Origin of the sequence: Ensifer sp. Root423 (assembly GCF_001426275.1) — a bacterium.
In the GTDB taxonomy this organism is placed as follows: domain Bacteria; phylum Pseudomonadota; class Alphaproteobacteria; order Rhizobiales; family Rhizobiaceae; genus Ensifer; species Ensifer adhaerens.
Window position 1 is genome coordinate 128,651 of the sequence record NZ_LMEG01000002.1, and the last position, 18,043, is coordinate 146,693.

General features: G+C 62.8%; 16 protein-coding genes. 4 read left to right on the forward strand and 12 right to left on the reverse strand.

Features of this window, described 5'->3' with window-relative positions:
• The gene (locus ASD01_RS04530) at positions 1 to 2,262 is read left to right on the forward strand and encodes a glycoside hydrolase family 2 protein (protein ID WP_060643641.1); all 2,262 of its coding nucleotides are present in this window, start codon (positions 1 to 3) and stop codon (positions 2,260 to 2,262) included.
• On the forward strand, positions 2,259 to 3,335 hold the full coding sequence (locus ASD01_RS04535) for an ABC transporter ATP-binding protein (protein WP_034789608.1): 1,077 nt from the start codon (positions 2,259 to 2,261) through the stop codon (positions 3,333 to 3,335). Before ASD01_RS04530 ends, ASD01_RS04535 begins: the two co-directional genes overlap by 4 nt.
• 57 nt (positions 3,336 to 3,392) lie before the next feature.
• On the opposite strand, the gene ASD01_RS04540 is transcribed toward ASD01_RS04535, so the two are convergent.
• From ASD01_RS04540 to ASD01_RS04550, 3 genes are all read right to left on the reverse strand, one after another.
• On the reverse strand, positions 3,393 to 4,244 hold the full coding sequence (locus ASD01_RS04540; protein WP_060643596.1) for an alpha/beta fold hydrolase: 852 nt from the start codon (positions 4,242 to 4,244) through the stop codon (positions 3,393 to 3,395).
• Between the two features lie 149 nt (positions 4,245 to 4,393).
• The gene (locus ASD01_RS04545) at positions 4,394 to 5,293 is read right to left on the reverse strand and encodes a LysR family transcriptional regulator (protein ID WP_082584559.1); all 900 of its coding nucleotides are present in this window, start codon (positions 5,291 to 5,293) and stop codon (positions 4,394 to 4,396) included.
• A gap of 1 nt (position 5,294) precedes the next feature.
• Entirely contained in the window at positions 5,295 to 6,110 is an 816-nt protein-coding gene (locus tag ASD01_RS04550; protein WP_060643598.1) for an SDR family NAD(P)-dependent oxidoreductase, read from the reverse strand.
• A 198-nt stretch (positions 6,111 to 6,308) separates the two neighbouring features.
• Between ASD01_RS04550 and ASD01_RS04555 the strand changes: the two genes are divergently transcribed.
• Both ASD01_RS04555 and ASD01_RS04560 read left to right on the forward strand, forming a co-directional pair.
• A complete protein-coding gene (locus tag ASD01_RS04555; RefSeq protein ID WP_060643642.1) occupies positions 6,309 to 7,475 on the forward strand; it encodes a serine hydrolase domain-containing protein in 1,167 nt (388 codons plus the stop codon).
• Between the two features lie 2 nt (positions 7,476 to 7,477).
• Positions 7,478 to 8,323 (forward strand): arylamine N-acetyltransferase family protein, encoded by an 846-nt coding sequence (locus ASD01_RS04560; RefSeq protein WP_060643599.1) that lies wholly within the window; start codon positions 7,478 to 7,480, stop codon positions 8,321 to 8,323.
• Positions 8,324 to 8,342: 19 nt separating this feature from the next.
• On the opposite strand, the gene ASD01_RS04565 is transcribed toward ASD01_RS04560, so the two are convergent.
• From ASD01_RS04565 to ASD01_RS04605, 9 genes are all read right to left on the reverse strand, one after another.
• Positions 8,343 to 8,693: a DUF488 domain-containing protein gene (locus tag ASD01_RS04565; protein ID WP_060643600.1), complete on the reverse strand. Its 351-nt coding sequence runs from the start codon at positions 8,691 to 8,693 to the stop codon at positions 8,343 to 8,345.
• Positions 8,694 to 8,795: 102 nt separating this feature from the next.
• Positions 8,796 to 9,533 (reverse strand): 7-carboxy-7-deazaguanine synthase QueE, encoded by a 738-nt coding sequence (queE, locus tag ASD01_RS04570; RefSeq protein WP_034789624.1) that lies wholly within the window; start codon positions 9,531 to 9,533, stop codon positions 8,796 to 8,798.
• Positions 9,530 to 9,886, reverse strand: coding sequence for a 6-carboxytetrahydropterin synthase QueD (gene queD, locus ASD01_RS04575; RefSeq protein WP_034789625.1), 357 nt, complete (start codon positions 9,884 to 9,886; stop codon positions 9,530 to 9,532). The genes queE and queD overlap by 4 nt, the downstream gene beginning before the upstream one ends.
• Positions 9,886 to 10,596, reverse strand: coding sequence for a 7-cyano-7-deazaguanine synthase QueC (gene queC / locus ASD01_RS04580; protein WP_034789627.1), 711 nt, complete (start codon positions 10,594 to 10,596; stop codon positions 9,886 to 9,888). Before queC ends, queD begins: the two co-directional genes overlap by 1 nt.
• 235 nt (positions 10,597 to 10,831) lie before the next feature.
• On the reverse strand, positions 10,832 to 11,767 hold the full coding sequence (locus ASD01_RS04585) for a YdcF family protein (RefSeq protein WP_244495187.1): 936 nt from the start codon (positions 11,765 to 11,767) through the stop codon (positions 10,832 to 10,834).
• An 877-nt stretch (positions 11,768 to 12,644) separates the two neighbouring features.
• Positions 12,645 to 13,001 (reverse strand): SPW repeat protein, encoded by a 357-nt coding sequence (locus tag ASD01_RS04590; protein ID WP_034789629.1) that lies wholly within the window; start codon positions 12,999 to 13,001, stop codon positions 12,645 to 12,647.
• Positions 13,002 to 13,208: 207 nt separating this feature from the next.
• Complete coding sequence (gene ggt / locus ASD01_RS04595) at positions 13,209 to 14,948, reverse strand: gamma-glutamyltransferase (RefSeq protein ID WP_034789631.1); 1,740 nt, start codon at positions 14,946 to 14,948, stop codon at positions 13,209 to 13,211.
• A 242-nt stretch (positions 14,949 to 15,190) separates the two neighbouring features.
• Positions 15,191 to 16,804, reverse strand: a complete 1,614-nt coding sequence (locus ASD01_RS04600) for a GMC family oxidoreductase (protein ID WP_034789849.1) — start codon at positions 16,802 to 16,804, stop codon at positions 15,191 to 15,193.
• A gap of 21 nt (positions 16,805 to 16,825) precedes the next feature.
• Complete coding sequence (locus ASD01_RS04605) at positions 16,826 to 18,043, reverse strand: mandelate racemase/muconate lactonizing enzyme family protein (RefSeq protein ID WP_034789633.1); 1,218 nt, start codon at positions 18,041 to 18,043, stop codon at positions 16,826 to 16,828.

Genomic DNA, 18,043 nt, shown 5'->3' on the forward strand with positions numbered 1-18,043 from the left:
ATGCGTTCTGTTACCTCTTTCAACGATACCTGGACTTTCTCCGAAGGCTTCGATGCGGCAAGCGCTGGCCGGCTGCAGGCAGGCAAATCGGTCAGCCTGCCGCACAATGCGGTGGAATTGCCGTTCAACTATTTCGACGAGGCATCCTATCAGCGCGCCTTCACCTATCAGAAGGTGCTTACCTGGCGTCGGGAGTTCCACGGCCGCGAGGTCTCGGTCGTGTTCGACGCCGCCATGGCCGACGCCGTCGTCTATCTCAACGGCGAGGAGATCATCGCCCACAAGGACGGTTACACGCCCTTTGAAGCAAGACTGACGGATAAGCTGCGGGAAGGCGACAACCTGATCACGGTCAAGATCGACGGCAGCGAAAACCCTGAGATCCCGCCCTTCGGCGGCCGCATCGACTATCTCACCTATGCCGGCATCTATCGCGACGTCTGGCTGAAGGTCACCGATGCCGTTTCGATCGCCAATCTCAAGATCGAAACCCGCGATGCGCTCAGCGATGCCAAGTCCGTCTCGATCCGCTGCGATCTCGGCAATCCGCAAGGCGTCAACTTTGCCGGCACGGTCACGGCACTCCTCAAGGACGCGAACGGGGTGCTGGCGGAAGCAGCCGGTGAAAGCCGCGGCGAGAGCGTCACCCTTGAGATCACGGGCCTGAAGGGCCTCTCGCTCTGGGATATCGACAGCCCCGTTCTCTATGAAGTGGAAGCGCAGCTGCGCAGCGATCGCGGCAGCGACCGGCTGTCGTCACGCTTCGGCTTCCGCACCGCCGAGTTCACCACGGATGGTTTCAAGCTCAACGGACGGCCGCTGAAAATCCGCGGCCTCAACCGCCATCAGGCTTTCCCCTATGTCGGCTACGCCATGGGCCGCACGGCGCAGGAGCGCGATGCCGAGATCCTGAAGAACACGCTGCATTGCAACCTCGTGCGCACCTCGCATTATCCGCAATCCAAGTGGTTCCTCGACCATTGCGACCGCATCGGCCTGCTCGTCTTCGAGGAAATCCCCGGCTGGCAGCATATCGGCGGCGAGGGCTGGAAACAGGAGGCGATCCAAAACGTCCGCCGCATGATCGAGCGCGACTGGAACCACCCGTCGATCATCATCTGGGGCGTACGCATCAACGAATCCCAGGACTCGCATGATTTCTACGTCGAGACCAACCGGCTCGCACGCGAACTCGACCCCACGCGCCAGACCGGCGGCGTGCGCTACATTACCGACAGCGAATACCTCGAAGACGTCTACACCATGAACGACTTTATCCTCGGCAACGAGGAACTGCCGGGCGCAAACCGCCCGCGCACGGCGCTGCGTCCGCAGCAGGAATGCACCGGGCTCACCCGCAAGGTGCCCTATCTCATCACCGAATTCGGCGGCCACATGTTTCCGACGAAGATCTACGACCAGGAGCAACGGCAGGCAGAGCATGTGCGCCGGCACCTGGAAGTGCTGAACGCGGCCTATGGCGACCCAAGCATTTCAGGCGCCGTCGGCTGGTGCATGTTCGACTACAACACCCACAAGGACTTCGGCTCCGGCGACCGGATCTGCTATCACGGTGTCATGGACATGTTCCGCCAGCCGAAATTCGCGGCCTATGTCTATGCCAGCCAATGCGAACCGTCGGAGGGCGTGGTGATGAAGCCGGTCACCTTCTGGGCACGCGGCGAGCGCAACATCGGCGGCGTGCTGCCCTTGATCGTGCTCACCAACTGCGACGAGGTCGAGCTGAAATACGGATCGCTCGTCAAGCGCGTCGGCCCCGACCGCGAGAACTTCCCGCATCTGCCGCACCCGCCCGTCGTCATCGACCATCGCCACTTCACCAAGGACGAACTCGGCGTCTGGGGCATGAAGTGGGATGACGCAGCCTTCACCGGCTTTATCGACGGCGAGCCCGTCGCCAACCTCCGCATGGTCGCCGATCCGGTGCCGACGGCGCTAGAAGTCGTCCCCGACAGCACGGCGCTTCGGGCCGAAGGGCGCGACAGCGTGCGGGTGATCGTGCGCGCGCTCGATCAGGCCGGCAACATCCTGCCCTTCCTCAATGACGCGGTCGACGTGACAGTCACCGGCCCTGCCCGCCTGCTCGGCCCCGATCGCCTGATCTTCCAGGGCGGTTCGACCGGCTTCTGGCTGGAAACGACGGGTGCTGCCGGCGGCGTCGCCGTCGCGGTGACCTCGACGCGGCTTGGAACCGTAAGGCTGGAGCTTTCGGCAGTGTCGGACGAGGCGGCGGCTGCATGAGCGAACTCCAACTTAAGCACGTCAGAAAGTCCTATGGCAACTTCGAGGTCATCAAGGGTGTAGACCTCGACATCAAGACCGGTGAGTTCGTCGTCTTCGTCGGGCCATCCGGCTGCGGCAAGTCGACCCTGCTTCGGATGATCGCCGGACTGGAGGAGATCACGTCAGGTGATCTCACGATCGGCGGCGAGCGCATGAACGATGTCGATCCGTCGAAACGCGGCATCGCCATGGTGTTCCAGTCCTATGCGCTCTACCCGCATATGACGGTTCGGGAGAACATGGGTTTCGCGCTGCGATTTGCCGGCGTGCCGAAGGCCGAGATCGCACAACGCGTCGGCGAAGCCGCGAACATCCTGGAACTCGGGCCGCTGCTCGACCGCAAGCCAAAACAGCTTTCGGGCGGCCAGCGCCAGCGCGTGGCGATCGGCCGCGCGATCGTGCGGCACCCGAAGATCTTTCTCTTCGACGAGCCGCTGTCGAACCTCGATGCGGAACTGCGCGTGCACATGCGTATCGAGATCGCCAGGCTACACAAGAAGCTTGCAACGACAATCATCTACGTCACCCACGATCAGGTCGAGGCGATGACGCTTGCCGACAAGATCGTCGTCATGCGCGGCGGCGTGGTCGAGCAGGTCGGCTCGCCGCTCGACCTCTACGACGATCCGGCCAATCTCTTCGTCGCCGGTTTCATCGGTTCGCCGAAGATGAACTTTTTGAAGGGGATCGTCGAAACAAACGCGGGCGGGGAGAAACATGTCCGCCTGGCGGATTTCGGCAATGCGACGCTGCCGATTGCGGTCAAGGACGTAACGCCCGGCAGCACCGTGACCATCGGCATTCGCCCCGAGCATTTCGGCGACAGCGGCTCGGCGAGCCTCGATTTGACGATCGACATGCTGGAGCATCTGGGCGGCGAGACCTTTGCCTATGCCCGGCACGGCGACGGCGAACTGATCATCATCGAAACAAAAAACGGCCGCGGCCTGAAGTCCGGCGATAGCATCGCCGCCCGTTTCGAACCCACAGCCGCTCTGGTGTTCGACGCAGACGGCAGGCGCCTGCGCTAGAAGCTATCCACCATAGGAGGGCGGCGCCATCTGCGAAGATGGCGCCGTTCGTCGTTGTCACGGGAACATGCCCTTCGGTGTCTCACCCTTCAGAAAGGGCTCGATGAAAGCCTCCAACAGTTCCGTCTGGTTGATGACGGCGGTGTGCGACGTCGCCGGCAGGATCGCGAGCCGCGAAGGCGATAGCGGCTTTCCCATGTCGCCCATGGCGCCGCCACCAAGCAGGCGGAACAGTGCCACCGTGTGCTCCAACGTCGCCACATCGGCATCGCCGGCGATGACGAGAACCGGGGTCTTCAGTGCCTTGACATCCGGCTCCCAGGCCATCGGTTCTTTTTCGAGCTGGATCAGCTTCTTGACCAGATCGGGAAACCCATCCGGATTGGCAGCGAGCTTGCGGTAGTCTTCGGAAAAGGGCATGCCGACGAACATCTCGACAGTCATCTGCGGGATGAATGCTTTGAATTCCGGCTGCCAGCCCTCGGCATCGTATCCGACGGACGCGGCGGCTAGCTTGTTCACCTTGTCCGGATGGCGGATCGCCAGCTGCAGGCCGGCAGCCGCACCCATTGAGTAGCCGAAGACATCGGCCTTCTCCAGCTTCACCGCATCCATGAAGGCGGCGACGTCGTCCGCGAGGTTCGGATAGGTGATCGGGCGTTCGATATCGGTGGTGTGGCCATGGCCCTGGAACTCGATTGCATAGACCTTGTGGGTCTCGGCCAGCTTCGGGATGATCGCGCCCATCGAGGGAATGTTCATGTAGGCGCCGTGCAGCACGACCAGCGGCTCGCCCTCGCCCGAGACCTCGTAATACATCTTCATGCCGTTGACTTCGACGGTCTCAGCCTCGGCAAAGGCAGTGCCGGACATGAGCAGGGCGCCAGCGATCAAAGCGGTACGAAACATTCTCAATCTCCTTGTTGTCAGCGCGGTTGAGCACCGCCTTCGAGATTAAGACGCATGACGTCGTCATCTCCCGACATCGACAGCCAAGAAAATTTCGCGCATTCGTTGCAGTGCCCAGCAAACGCGTCGCGCCTTGGTCCGCCGGCACTTCAGCCTGACGGGTTGAGGCTCACCCGCAGGGGCGCGAACTGCGATACGGCAAAATCCATGAGCTTTCGCACCCGCGGCAATTCACGTAATTCCGGGTGAACACCGAGCTTCAGCGGCAGAACCGGCGCGGCAACGCCGAGGTCAAGGGCCACAAGGCCATTCCGGCCGGCGGCGATAAAGTGCGGCAGCGTGGCAAGTGCCTGTCCGGTCTCAACCGCACTCAATTGCGAGCGGATCGAATTCGTGCGCAGCAGCACTCTCGCCTCCGGCAAAAGATCTTTCAGCCAGGTCGAGAGCGATACCCGCACAGGCACCTCCACCAGCTCGACAATCGTCTGGTTCCTGCCTTCGCCCGCAACATCCGGATGGCCGAAACGATCAAGGTAGGCCTCTGTTGCAAACAGGCCGTAGGCGACATCGGCAACCTTGCGCTCGACGATATCGTTTTGGTCGAAACTGCCGAAACGCAAGGCGATGTCCGCGTCCCGTCGGGACAGGTTGAAGCGCCGGCCATCGTTCAAAAGGTGAATGCTGACGCCGGGATGCATTGCTGCAAACTTGGTCAGGATCGGCGCCAGGAGGTAGTCTCCGATCCAGTCGAGGCTGGTCACGGTGATGGTGCCTTCAAGTGCGTCGTCCTGCACCGCAAGGCGCCGCTCCACCGCAAGCGCGTTCGCCTCCATGTGCTCGAGCGCAGAAAGGATGGAGAGGCACACGGCGGTCGGCACGAGGCCGCCCGGTTGCCGCTCGAACAGCGTTTTGCGCGTCTTCTGCTCAAAAGCCTCGAGGCGACGGCTGAGCGTCGGTTGCGTGGTGCCCATCGCACGGGCCGCTGCACTCAGCGAGCCGTGGCGGACCAAGTGCTGAACAAGATGGAGTTCTTCCCAGTCCACAGGCACCTCAGGGTTCAGCCGGCCGAGGCGGCTCGCCTCGACGGTAATCCATAGGCACTTTCGTGCCCGCCGTCATGCCCCCGTCGATCGGCAGCACCACGCCGGTGATGTAACTCGCCGCATCGGAACAGAGCCAGAGGACACTTGCGGCCACCTCCTCCATCCGGCCAAGCCGGCGCATCGGCGTCGAAAGTGCTGCGTGCCGCTGGATGTCCGCGCCGGCGGCCTCGAGATGGTGGGTGCGGATCGGCCCGGGCGCAACGACATTGATCCGGATGCCCTGGTCGGCATAGTCCAGCGCCGCAGCCTTGCTCAGCCCGATGATCCCGGCCTTCGCACTGACATAGGCGGAAAGCCCGGAGGTGCCGTTGATGCCGGCAACCGACGCCATGTTGACGATCGCACCGCCACCGCCCCTCGCCATCGCCTCGATCTGGTAACGCATGCCGAGAAAGGTGCCGCGAATGTTGGTGCGGATGCCGCGATCGAACCCTTCGATGTCGAGATCGGCAAGCGGGGCCGGCATGGTTCCATCCGTCGCATTGTTGAAGGCGGCGTCGAGCCGGCCATAGTGCTGCATCACACTTGCAAGCGCCTGCTTCATGGCACTCTCGTCGCCGACATCGGCAGCGATCGCCAGTGCGTCGCCGCCCGCCTGGCGGATGGAAACCGCCAACGCCTCGACCGCCGGCTGCGAGCGGGAAAGAAGGACAACGGATGCGCCGGCCTGCGCAAAGGCGCGGGCGGTGGCCGCGCCGATACCCTTGCTGGCGCCTGCGACTAAGGCGACTTTGCCTGCAAATCCCAGATTGTTTGTGTTCATCAACCCGACTCCATCTGACGTTGTCGCACCGTTTTTAGCGCCGGACGACGACGGCTGCCTCGTGCAGGCGCGTATGCCTCCCATACGGGAACAGACGATCGACTTTCGTTGCGAACGGGCTTTGCCTTTGTCCGGGAGCCCGAATTTCGCCCTGAAGCGTCGACCGGGCCGCAGTTTCGAGAAGCACAGGAGACGATCATGGATGCGACAAGACAAGGAAGATCGGAGCGCAGAACGCGGCTGAAGGCCGAACTCGACCGGGTGATCGCGGAAGCCCTGGATGAACAGCGCATCGTCGGCACAGTCGTCGAGATCCTTATCGACGGCGAGCCCGGCTACCGACATGCCGCCGGGCTTGCGGACCGCGAGACCGACCGGCCGATGACCGAGGACAGCATCTTCCTGCTCTCCTCGGTCGCAAAGCCGATCGTCACGGTCGCCGCTCTCAACCTGGTGCAAAGGGGCACCATCGGTCTCGACGATATCGTGTCGGAATGGCTTCCCGCGTTCAGGCCGCAGCTGCCGGACGGCAGCGAGCCTCGGATAACCCTCCGCCAACTCCTGACGCACAGTGCCGGTTTGAGCTACGTGTTCATGGAGCGAGGCGACGGCCCTTATCGCCGGCACGCCATCAGCAGCGGCCTCGACGACACCGACGATGATCTCACCGCCCTCATCGGCAAGCTCACCGCCATTCCGTTGTCCTATCCGCCCGGACACGGCTGGGGCTATTCGATGAGCCTCGACGTGCTTGGCGCCGTTATCGAAGAGGCGACGGGATCAAAGCTGCCGGAGGCGATCGCAGCACTCGTCACACGCCCGATGGGGATGAACCACACCGCCTTTTCCGTGACCGATAAACGCAGGCTCGTGGTCCACTATGGCGATGCCTCGCCGCGGCCACGGCGGCTCATTGGCGATGACGCGGTCCCCTTCTTCGGCAATCCCGTGCGCCTCTCGCCCGGCCGGATCCTGAACCCGCGGGCCTTTCCCTCCGGCGGTGCTGGCATGGCAGGCACGGCAGGCGACGTGATCCGCCTTCTCGAAAGCCTCAGGACCGGACACTCGCCGGTGCTCGACGCCGCCAGCACCCGCTCGATGTTCGACATTCAGGCAAGGACGGGCGGATTGGCCGCCGGCGCCGGGTGGGAGTTCGGTTTCGGCGGCGCCGTGCTTGTCGAACCCGAGATGGCGGGAACACCGCAGTCGCGCGGCACGCTGCAATGGGACGGCGCCTACGGGCACAAGTGGTTCATCGACCCGGCCCGCGGTCTGACAGTCGTTGCGCTCACCAACACCGCTTTTGAGGGCATGAACGGACGCTTTCCGGACGATCTTCGCGACGCCATCTATCGGAGCCTCTAGCCATGCGGAGCGCCCCATTTCCCGTCGACCTCGGCCGCTACTTCGCCCGCATCGGTCATGTCGGGCCGCTCTCGCCCGATCTCACAACGCTTGGCAGGATCGTCGCCCGCCATGCCGCGTCAATCCCCTTCGAGGCCATCGACGTGCTTCTCGGCCGTCGGATCGACCTTTCGCCGGCGGCGGTCGACGCCAAGCTCATCGACCGCCGGCGTGGCGGCTATTGCTTCGAGCAGAACGGCCTGTTGCAGCGCGTGCTCACGTCGCTCGGCTACCGGGTGGATCCCTTGATCGCCCGCGTCCTGTGGATGCGCGCCCACGGCGCGCCGCCGCCGGCCTGGTCGCACATGGCGCTCCGCGTCTTCGTGAACGATGTCGGCTATCTGGTCGATGTCGGCTTCGGCAGTTGCGTGCCGACCGCGCCGCTGCGTTTCGACCGGACCACGCCGCAACCGACGCAGCATGAGCCGTTCCGTCTCAGCCAAACGCTCGATGGCTACGTGCTGGAGGCATTACTTGGTCGTGACTGGGTACCGGTCTACGAGGTATCGCCGAGCATTTGTGGAGAGGACGCGTATCGGATCGCAAACATCGCGACATACACGGATCCGCATTCGCTTTTCCGACAGACCCTGCTGGTGACGTTGACCACCGAGGAGACACGTAACATCCTGCTCGGAAACCGGCTGACGATCCGTGACAGGAACGGCACCGTGACGCGCCAGGAATTCGATGCACCGGCAATCGAATCTGCCCTTATCAACGTCTTCGGATTACCCCTCGACGGCGACTGGCGCCGGATCGCTGCGCGCGCCGGCGGCGCATTCGAGGCATCCATTCCAACGACATGACGTGAACCCGGCGCCTCGTCTATCGATGGGTGAGGATGTAGCCTTTGAGGATCTCCGCATGATTGCGGGCCTCATCCTTCACGCTGTAAAGCAAAGTCACCGGGCCCTCAGCAATGCGCTGTCGCAACAGGTCAACTGCCACCGGATTGCCGTCGAGCTCGGCAAGGTAGCGCTCGCGAAACTCTTCCCACGTGCCTTCATCCGCATGGAACCAGCGGCGCAGCTCCGTGGTCGGCGCCATGTCCTTCAGCCAGAGATCGACCGCGGCTTCCGCCTTGGTCAAACCGCGCGGCCAGAGGCGATCGACGAGGACGCGCATCCCGTCGCCATCGGCCTTCGGCTCATAGACACGTTTCGTCTTCAGCTGCATGAACGCCCCTCATTGGTCTTGATTTGAGGACCATAGCTGCCGCCGATTGGCGATCCAAGCGCGAAGGCGCTTGCCGGCAAGCGGTAAGGGCGCGTCTGCCGCCTACACCCCGCGCCTGTTGCCCCAGAGCAGGACGTGCAGCTGCGGCAGGACGCGGGCCTCGAACCAACGATCTTCCGTCACCTTGCCGACAAGCCAGAGCATGCGATCGATGATGCCGTCGATGTCGACTTTGGCGTCGTCGTCGTCAGGGGGTGGAGGCGTATGGTTGCCAGGCTGCAGGTAGAGCGGCAGATGGGGGTACCGGGCCGCCGTATCCCGGGCATAGGCATAGTCGCGCTCGTCGAAAACGACGATCTTCAGCGCCACCTGCGGCCCATCCGCTGCCATTCGAAGACAGTCGTCGAAGGTCTGCCAGTCCGTTTCCATGCCGCTCGACGGCGGCTTCGGGCTCAGCACCAGCACGTCGAGATCCGCAAACCAGTCCTTGGCGATGCTGCCCTGCGTTTCCAGCGCGAAGCGATAGCCATCGGCTTTCCCGCGGGCGATCAGGGGCGCCAGCGGCTGGATCGCCGGATTGCCGCCGGAAAGCGAGACCGTCAGCGGCTTGCCACCGGAGAGCGTGACGACCTCGCTCCAGATCTCTTCGACGCCCATCGGCAGCCATTGGTCGCGATACTCGCTGTCGACCGCGTGCAGCGTGTCGCACCAACTGCAGCGATAGTCGCAGCCGCCGGTTCGCACGAACACGGTCGGAAGCCCGATCAGGATGCCCTCGCCCTGGATCGTCGGCCCGAAGATTTCGCTGACACGGATGCGCGTTTCGCCGGGCCCGCTCATGGCCGGTATTCCGCCCAGGTCTTCGGCGTCTCGCTGACACGCACGGCGGAGGTTTCCGGCAGCCTCGCCTTGCACCAGTCGTAAAAGTGCTTCGCCAGACATTCGGCCGTCACCCGGTCGTGGCCGAGAACGTCGTTCAGATGGCGGTGATCGAAACTCTCGTCGATGTAGCGCTTCAGTGGCGAAAGCTCGTGATAGTCGCGCACGAAGCCGTGCTCGTTGAGCTCCGCGCCGGCAAGCTCGACTTCGACGACGTAGTTGTGGCCGTGCAGCCGCGCACATTGATGGTCTGCCGGCAGGCTCTTCAACTGATGCGAGGCGGAGAAATGGAATTCCTTGGTGATCCGGAACATCACTTCACCTCCTCGGCCGCAAAGGCCGACGTCGCCGCCACCCAGAAATCCGGATCTTCGTAGTCGGTCGGATCCGCAACGCCGGCCAGATGGAAGGCCTCGCGCCGCTCGACGCAGGTGCCGCAGCGCCCGCAATGGCGCGCGCCGCCCTTGTAGCAGGACCAGGTCGCTTCGAAGGGCGTCTGGTGGCTCGCGCCGTCGGTGACGATATCCGCCTTCGAAATCGTCACATAGGGCGCGTAGAGCGTGACGTCGGCGTAGCCGTCGAGCGCGTGGTTCTGCATCGCCTGAAACGCGTCGATGAAGCCGGGACGGCAGTCGGGATAGATGAAATGGTCGCCGCCATGCACGGCGACGGCCACCGCATCCGCCTTCTGCGCTGCTGCCAACCCGAAGGCGATGGCGAGCATGATGGCGTTGCGGTTCGGAACCACCGTCGCTTTCATCGTTTCCTCGGCGTAGTGGCCGTCGGGCACGTCGACATCGTCCGTCAATGCCGATCCCGTGAGATGGGCGCCGATCGCGCTGATGTCGATGACCTGATGCGGAACGCCGAGCCGCTTGGCACAGGCGGCGGCAAAGTCCAGCTCCTTGCGGTGTCGCTGGCCGTAATCGAAGGAGAGCAGGCCAATGAGTTCGTGTTCGGCTGCGACCTTGTGGGCAAGCGATACCGAGTCCAATCCGCCGGAGCAGATGACGATTGTCTTCATGATAGGTGTCCTTGTTTTGACCGGGTAGGCTGCGACCGGATTACGGCGCGCCTTCTAGGGCAAAGCAGGACGGATGGGAAGCATTATGTTGAAGTGCGGGAGTACGCAGCCTCTTCCTGCGTGCCATACACGCGACCGGCGCATTCTCAAACTGAGCCAGAAACGCACGCGTCCCACCCTTAAGTGCAAGGGTGGGACGCGCAAGCATCAGGCGCTTTCGGGGATGTTCCGATGACTACTGCTGCAGCCCCGGATAGGCCCATACGCCCGAAACCCGCATCAGATCACGGTAGATGACCAACCGCTCGTCCGCCCCGATCTTTGCCGCTTCATCCTGGGTTGGCGCGTCCAGTGCATTCAGCGGCACCACTGCCGATGGCAGGTCGCGCTGCTTCAAGGCATCCTCCATGACCGTGCGCGCGCGGCGCATGTGGCTCGAACTGGTCACCAGGATTACCGTGTCGGCCTGATGCCGCACCAGGAGATTGGCGGCATTGATCACATTGCCGATCGTATCTTTCGACTTGTCCTCAATCATGATGCGATCGCGACTGATACCCTTGTCGACCAGCCACTTGGACATGACGTCACCTTCCGTAACGCCATTTTTCGGCACGCCGCCACTCACCATGACGAGCGCTGTCGGGTTGGCCTCGGCGACCTTCAACGTCACCTCGAGACGATCGAGCAAGGTTTGCTGCGCCTTGCCGTCATCGGCGAGCGCGTAGCCCAGCGCGACGATCACGACTTTGCCTGGCACAGTCGGGACGTCGAAGTTCGGCTTTTCAGCCATGATCTGTTCTGCGCGAACAAACCGCTTGCGATACTCTTCCGCTCGCTCGCGATCGAGACCGGCCAGAGCCTGGTGGGCAAGCGCCGCGCCGGTCTCATCGCCACGGATGCGGGCAATTGCCTCAAGCCAGCTTTGCGCATCAAAAGCGGTCGGGTCCTTGCCAAGGATGCTCTGGAAGGTCGCCTGCGCGTCGTCGAGCTTCTTCTGGATGATCTGGGTCGCAGCAACGGCATATTGGAAATCCAACCGCTCAGGCGCGAGCGTCGACGCTTCCTTGAAGGCTTCCTCCACGACATCATACTTGCCATGCAGCGTAATGCCCTTGAAGACTTCGGCTTCCGCCTTTTTGACGTCGCCGCCCGACCAGTAATACTGCATGCCGGTGTCGACTAGCTGTTTTATACGGGCAGCGTTTGCCTGGTCGAAGGCGCCGGCTGGAGCCGCTGAAATGAGACACGCTGTCGCTGTCAACAGTCCAAGGAGGCGGCGCCGTGCGCTACCCGCTTTTACCGAACGCGGGGTGCCCGATGCTGTCACGGTCGACCCCAACGGGGCAAAAATGGAACTCGGCTTCATTTAAATCTCCCAGTTTTCCGGTTGCCCGCCGGCTTGCTCGCCCTCGGGCCAATAGCGTTCCGTATTCACTTCCGATTTGGCCCATCTCCTTGCGGCCAGTATTAGAAATACCAAAACATGACCACCTGTCCAGATCGCGGCGGCGCAACTATCCGTAATGGTGACTGAAGCCGGGATAATTCGTGTTACATTTCTTACAGATAGCGCATACAAGTTGCGTTCACGTTCCGAAACAGTCGCTGATTGGCGTTATATTGGTATTATCCAATTGCACGCCATCGCCCGCGCAGCGGGCGTGCGCAATCGCTGAATGACCAGGATGTCATGAACATTGGCTTGCCGGCAGTGATTTCCATGGTTCGGCAAGAGCAAAGCCTGCTTCAACGACCTCGCTGCCGATGGGTAGCCGAAAACCTACCCCGGCGCTCGGGAGTTCGTGGCGGTCGTTGCGCGCCGTGCTGTCGAAGACACCGTAAGGTGAATCCATGCGCTGGCCCGTTTGGATTGTTCGAAGGGATCTGACCTTTGAACTCACGCAAATCCGAAGAGGACGGTTCCGCACGGTTTTTCAGATTTCGCTCTCGATCCGGCCAGCCGCAAACGCAAAATTGCAGCGAATGATGCAAACTGATTGCGGCCCGGCGCTGCGGCGCCGGGCCGCAATCTTCTCTACTCATCGTCATGCATGTGCATGCGGATGCTGCCGTTCGTCCCAGACGGCCCAGATCGCGAGCGCGGTCACCAACACCCCAAGGACGACATGCGTCCACATGGGGTTGGGACTGGTCGAGAAACCGAGCAGCCAGGGTGAAGCGATCAGCCAGAGCCCGACGATGAGGCTTGCCCATTCTTCCCATTCCGCAAACATGGCAAGCGTCGCGATAGCCAGAACGCCGAGCACGACGCCGGCGCCCCAAGCGTTCCAGGCCGGAACGCTTTCGACAACGAAACCCATGATCCAGGGGGAGACGAACAGGCAGACGGCAAGAACCAGATTGATCCAGTCCTGTGCTTTCTTTCCTTCCATCAGTGCCATGACAACCTCCACGAATGAAGCTTGGCCAAAGCGTACGATCGCGTGCGGTCGCACGCTCTGAAAACATAATAAATTCAACCGGAACCGCTTTCAAATCTTTTTCGCGTGAGCACGCGGTGGTCGCATGCGCGAAATCAGGCGGCGAACTGACGATCCGCCGCTCTGAATGGGTGTCGAGGGCGCAGCTTTGCGCCGATTCGCGCGCGTCTAGTAACCGCGCGCAGCACCCGCGCCGATGCGGCTGTCGACTGCGCCATTGTAGCGGGCGCCGCCGCCGGCCTCGATGTCCGAAAGGCTCTCGCCGCCGACGAGGATGCCGGTCGCCTGTCCCCAGATCGTCCAGCTTTCATCGATCTGGACATTGTGGCCCATGGCCGACAGCAGCTTGCGGGTATCTGGCGAGAGCGCATAGGGCTCCATGAACACCTTGTCCGGCAGCCACTGGTGATGGACGCGCGGCGCGTCGACCGCTTCCTGGATGTTCATGCCGTGGTCGATGACGTTGAGTATCGCTTCGAGCGTGATGGTGATGATGCGTGCACCGCCGGGGCTGCCGATCACCATGAAGGGCTTGCCGTCCTTGGAGATGATCGTCGGGCTCATCGATGACAGCGGCGTCTTTCCGGGCGCGATCGCATTGGCCTCGCCCTGCACCAGACCGTAGAGATTGGGCACGCCTGGCTTGGCAGTGAAATCATCCATCTCGTTGTTGAGCAGGATGCCGGTTCCGGGCGCCACGACGCCGGCGCCGAAGGAGCCGTTCAGCGTATAGGTGACCGCAACCGCATTGCCCTCGTCGTCGATGATCGAATAGTGCGTCGTCTCCTTGCTTTCGCCGAAACCCTTGGGGATCAGCGTGGCGGAAACGCCGGCGCGGAACGGATCGATCTTGTCGCGGATGTCCTTGGCATAGGCCTTGTCGGTGAGCTTGGCGACGGGGTTCTCGACGAAATCAGGATCGCCGAGCGACGTGTTGCGGTCGACATAGGCGTGGCGCATGGCCTCGATCATCACATGCACGGTGTCGGCGGCGCCATAGCCCATGTAGGAAATGGGGTAGCCTTCGAGAACGTTGAGGATTTCGCAGATGATCACGCCACCGGAGGATGGCGGCGGCGAGGAGACGATGTCATAGCCGCGGTAGTTGCACTTGACCGGCTCCAGTTCGCGCACGGCGTAGCGCTCGAAATCTGCCTTGGCGAGCACGCCGCCTTTCTCCGCGCTCGCCTTGACGATCTGGTCGGCGATCGCGCCCTTGTAGAAGGCGTCGGTGCCCTTCTCGGCGATGCTCGAAAGCGATGCGGCAAGATCGGCCTGGATCAGCTTCTCGCCGGCGACGAACGGCTTGCCGTCCTTCAGGAAGATCGCGGCCGCGGCCGGGTCCTTGGCGAGCCTGTCCGTCTCGCCCTCGAAGGAATCGATATCGCCCTGCTCCAGCACGAAGCCGTCTTTGGCAAGCGCGATCGCCGGCGCGATCAATTCGGCAAGCGGCTTGGTGCCATATCGGCTGCGCGCCATTTCGAAGCCCATGACCGGGCCGGGAACGCCGACGGCGAGATAGCCCTCGGTACTCAGGCCGTCGACGACATTGCCCTTGGCGTCGAGATACATGGTCTTGGTCGCAGCTTGAGGCGCCCGCTCGCGGAAATCGAGGAACGTCGTCTTGCCGTCCTTAAAGCGGATGGTCATGAAACCGCCGCCGCCGATATTGCCGGCGGTCGGATAGGTGACGGCAAGCGCATAGCCGACGGCAACGGCTGCATCCACGGCATTGCCACCGCTTTTCAGCACGGCAACACCGATATCGGATGCCAGGTGCTGGGCCGTGACCACCATGCCGTGCTCCGCCTTCACGGGCTCGGGTGAAGCCGCCTGTACCGCCCAGGGCGTCAGGCTCGATGCAAAGAGCAACGTAATCGACAGGGTCTTCAAGCGGAAACTCGGCATGCGTCTCTCCCTCGCAGGCTCGCGGCGCATTGCCAGATTTCAATGACCGTGGTCTCGCCGCGTCGAGCGCGGTGGCAACGATCGTTCGGTAGGGGCAAGCACCTGATATGGACGGCTATGAAGTGCGGGAAGTATAGTCACGCTCAATCGACGATGGCAAATCACGCCTGACGTTCAACGACACCCCTACGCCTGACCGACCACTGCGTCGGGTCCCCCAGTCGACAGGAAAGCCGTGCCGCTCAGGCGGCATCGGCAAGGATCAGATCGGCACCTTTCTCCGCAACCATCATCGTCGGCGCGTTGATGTTGCCCGCGGTGATGTTGGGGAAGATCGAAGCGTCGACGACGCGAAGACCGGGCACACCGTGAACCTTCAGGCGGCTGTCGACCACCGAGCTCTCCTGGTCCGGCCCCATCGCACAGGTGCCGCAAAGATGATAGATCGAGCCGGAGTTTTCGCGGAAATAGTCCATCAGCGCTTCGTCGCTTTCCACGCGCGGCGCCGGCGAAATCTCTTCCGCCGTCAACGATGAGAGTGCCGAGGCCGACGCGATCCGGCGGACAAGCCGGCTTCCCTGCAGCACTTCGTCGATGTCGCGATCGGTCGTCAGGTAGTTCGGCCGGATCAGCGGTTTCACCGAGGGGTCGCCGGACGCAATCGAGATGCTGCCGCGGCTCGTCGGCCGGCAGGAATTGAAGCAGATCAGGTAGCCGGGATAGGGCTCCGGCTTCAGCCCGGCCTTCGGATCCGTCGGGATGCGGTAGGAGAGCGGGTTGAAATAGAGCTGGATGTTCGGCCGCTCTTCGTCTGGCCGGCCGCGGAAGAAACCACCCGCTTGGTTGACGCTCATCGAGAACGGTCCTTTGCCGGTCAAGAGATACTGCAGACCGAGACGCATCTGGCCGAAGAGACTGCCGAACTCGTCGTTGAGCGTCGGGATCGTCGCACGATAATAGAAGCTGGCGCAGAGATGATCCTGCAGGTTCAGGCCGACCGACGGCAGATGCCGGCGCGTTTCGACCCCGAGCGACGACAGCGCCTTGCCGTCGCCAATGCCCGAGACCTGCAGCAGCTGCGGGCTACCGACCGCACCGGCGGCCAGGATGACCTCGCGCCCCGCCGTGAAGCGGCGCCGCGTCCCATTCTGTATGACATCGACACCGGTCACGCGTCCGTCTTCGCCGAAGACCAGCTTTTCTGCCTGCGCGTAGCGTTCGATCGTGAGATTGGGACGCTTGAGGGCGGGCCTCAGATACTCCGCGCTCGAATGCGAGCGGCGGCCGTTGTTGGTGTTGACGTCGTAGACGCCGGCGCCCTCGATCGAGGCGCCGTTGAAATCCTCGTTCAGCGGCAGCTGCAACGATCCGCAGCTTTCGAGGAAAGCGTCGGTGATCGGGTGCGTCATGCCGCGCATCGGGGTGATGTGGATCGGGCCTTCGCCGCCGTGCCATTCGGACGATCCGCGCGCATGGGTTTCGAGCCGGCGGAAATAGGGCAGGACATCGTCATAGCCCCAGCCCGTATTGCCGGCGTTTTTCCAGTCGTCGAAGTCGTCGCGCGCGCCGCGCACATAGATCATCGCATTGATCGAGCCGGATCCGCCCTGGACCTTGCCACGCGGCACGTAAATGCTGCGATCCTGAAGCTCGGCCTCCGGCTCGCTCGAATACATCCAGTTGACCTGGGGATTGTAGTAGCTGCGGGCGTAGCCGACCGGGATCTTGAACCAGAAGGAATTGTCGTTGCCGCCAGCCTCGATCAAAAGCACCCTGTGGCGACCATTTTCGCTGAGCCGGCTCGCAAGAATGCAGCCGGCCGACCCGGCGCCGACGATGATGTAGTCGTAGATCATCTGCATGTCCTATCGTCGGAGTTATCCGCGTGCCGGCGCGAAGGCCTTCACGTCCGCCGGCCGGCTGTCCATCTGCAGGTGCAGGCGCTCGCCGGTGTACGGCGTGTGCTTTTCGACGACGTCCATGTTGAGCTCGATGCCAAGGCCAGGCTCGCGCGACGGGATGATGTAGCCATCCTCGACGGCGAGCTTGGTCTTCAGCACATCCGCATGAAATCCGCTGAAATCGAGGATCGCCTCATGGATGAGGAAGTTCGGCGACGCAGCTGACAGCTGGATACTGGCCGCAGCCCCGACCGGGCCGTTATAGAGATGCGGGGCGATCTGGGCGTAATAGGCTTCTGCCATGCCGGCGATCTTCTTCGCCTCGAGAAGCCCACCGACGCGTGCGACGTTCATCTGCAGGATCGAGGCAGCCTTCAGTTCGAGGACGCGCTGGAACTCGTACTTGGTCGTCAGGCGCTCGCCGGTCGAAATCGGGATCGAGGTCGCGCGCGCCACCTCTGCCATCGCCGCTTCCTGTCCGGGAGGAACCGGTTCTTCGAACCAGAGCGGGTCGTATTTTTCGAGACGCCGCGCCAGCCGGATCGCCGAGGACGGCACCATCTGGCCGTGCGTGCCGAAGAGCAGATCGGCGCTGCTTCCAACGGCGTCGCGGATCTTGCGGCAGAATTCCTCCGAGCGGTCCATCACGCCGAGCGAAAGCTGGTGGCCGGAATAGTTGGTGTAGGGACCGGCCGGGTCGAACTTGACGGCGGTGAAGCCCATTTCGACCATTTCGACGGCGCATCCGGCGGCGAGATCCGGATCGTTGAAGTCGAACTCTCCAGCCGCGTTCTTCGGGTAGAGATAGGTGTAGGCGCGGAGCTTCTCGTGCACGGTGCCGCCGAGCAGGTCCGCGACGGGCCGGCCGGCGGCCTTGCCGATGATATCCCAGCAGGCGATTTCGAGACCCGAGACGATACCCATCATCGTCGGGTCCGGGCGCTGGGTGAAGCCGCTCGAATAGGCCGAGCGCCAGAAGCGCTCGATCTGGTGCGGATCATGGCCGAGCAGATGCCGCTCGAAGACGTCTTCGATCAGCGGCGTCAGCGCCTTTGGATGGAACGAGGTCGCGTAGATCTCGCCGATGCCTTCGATGCCGCAGGCGGTCGTGAGGCGCACGAAGATCCAGTACATTCCGCCCACATGCGGCGGCGGGACGGCGACGGCATAGGTCTTGAGAGACGCGATCTTCAT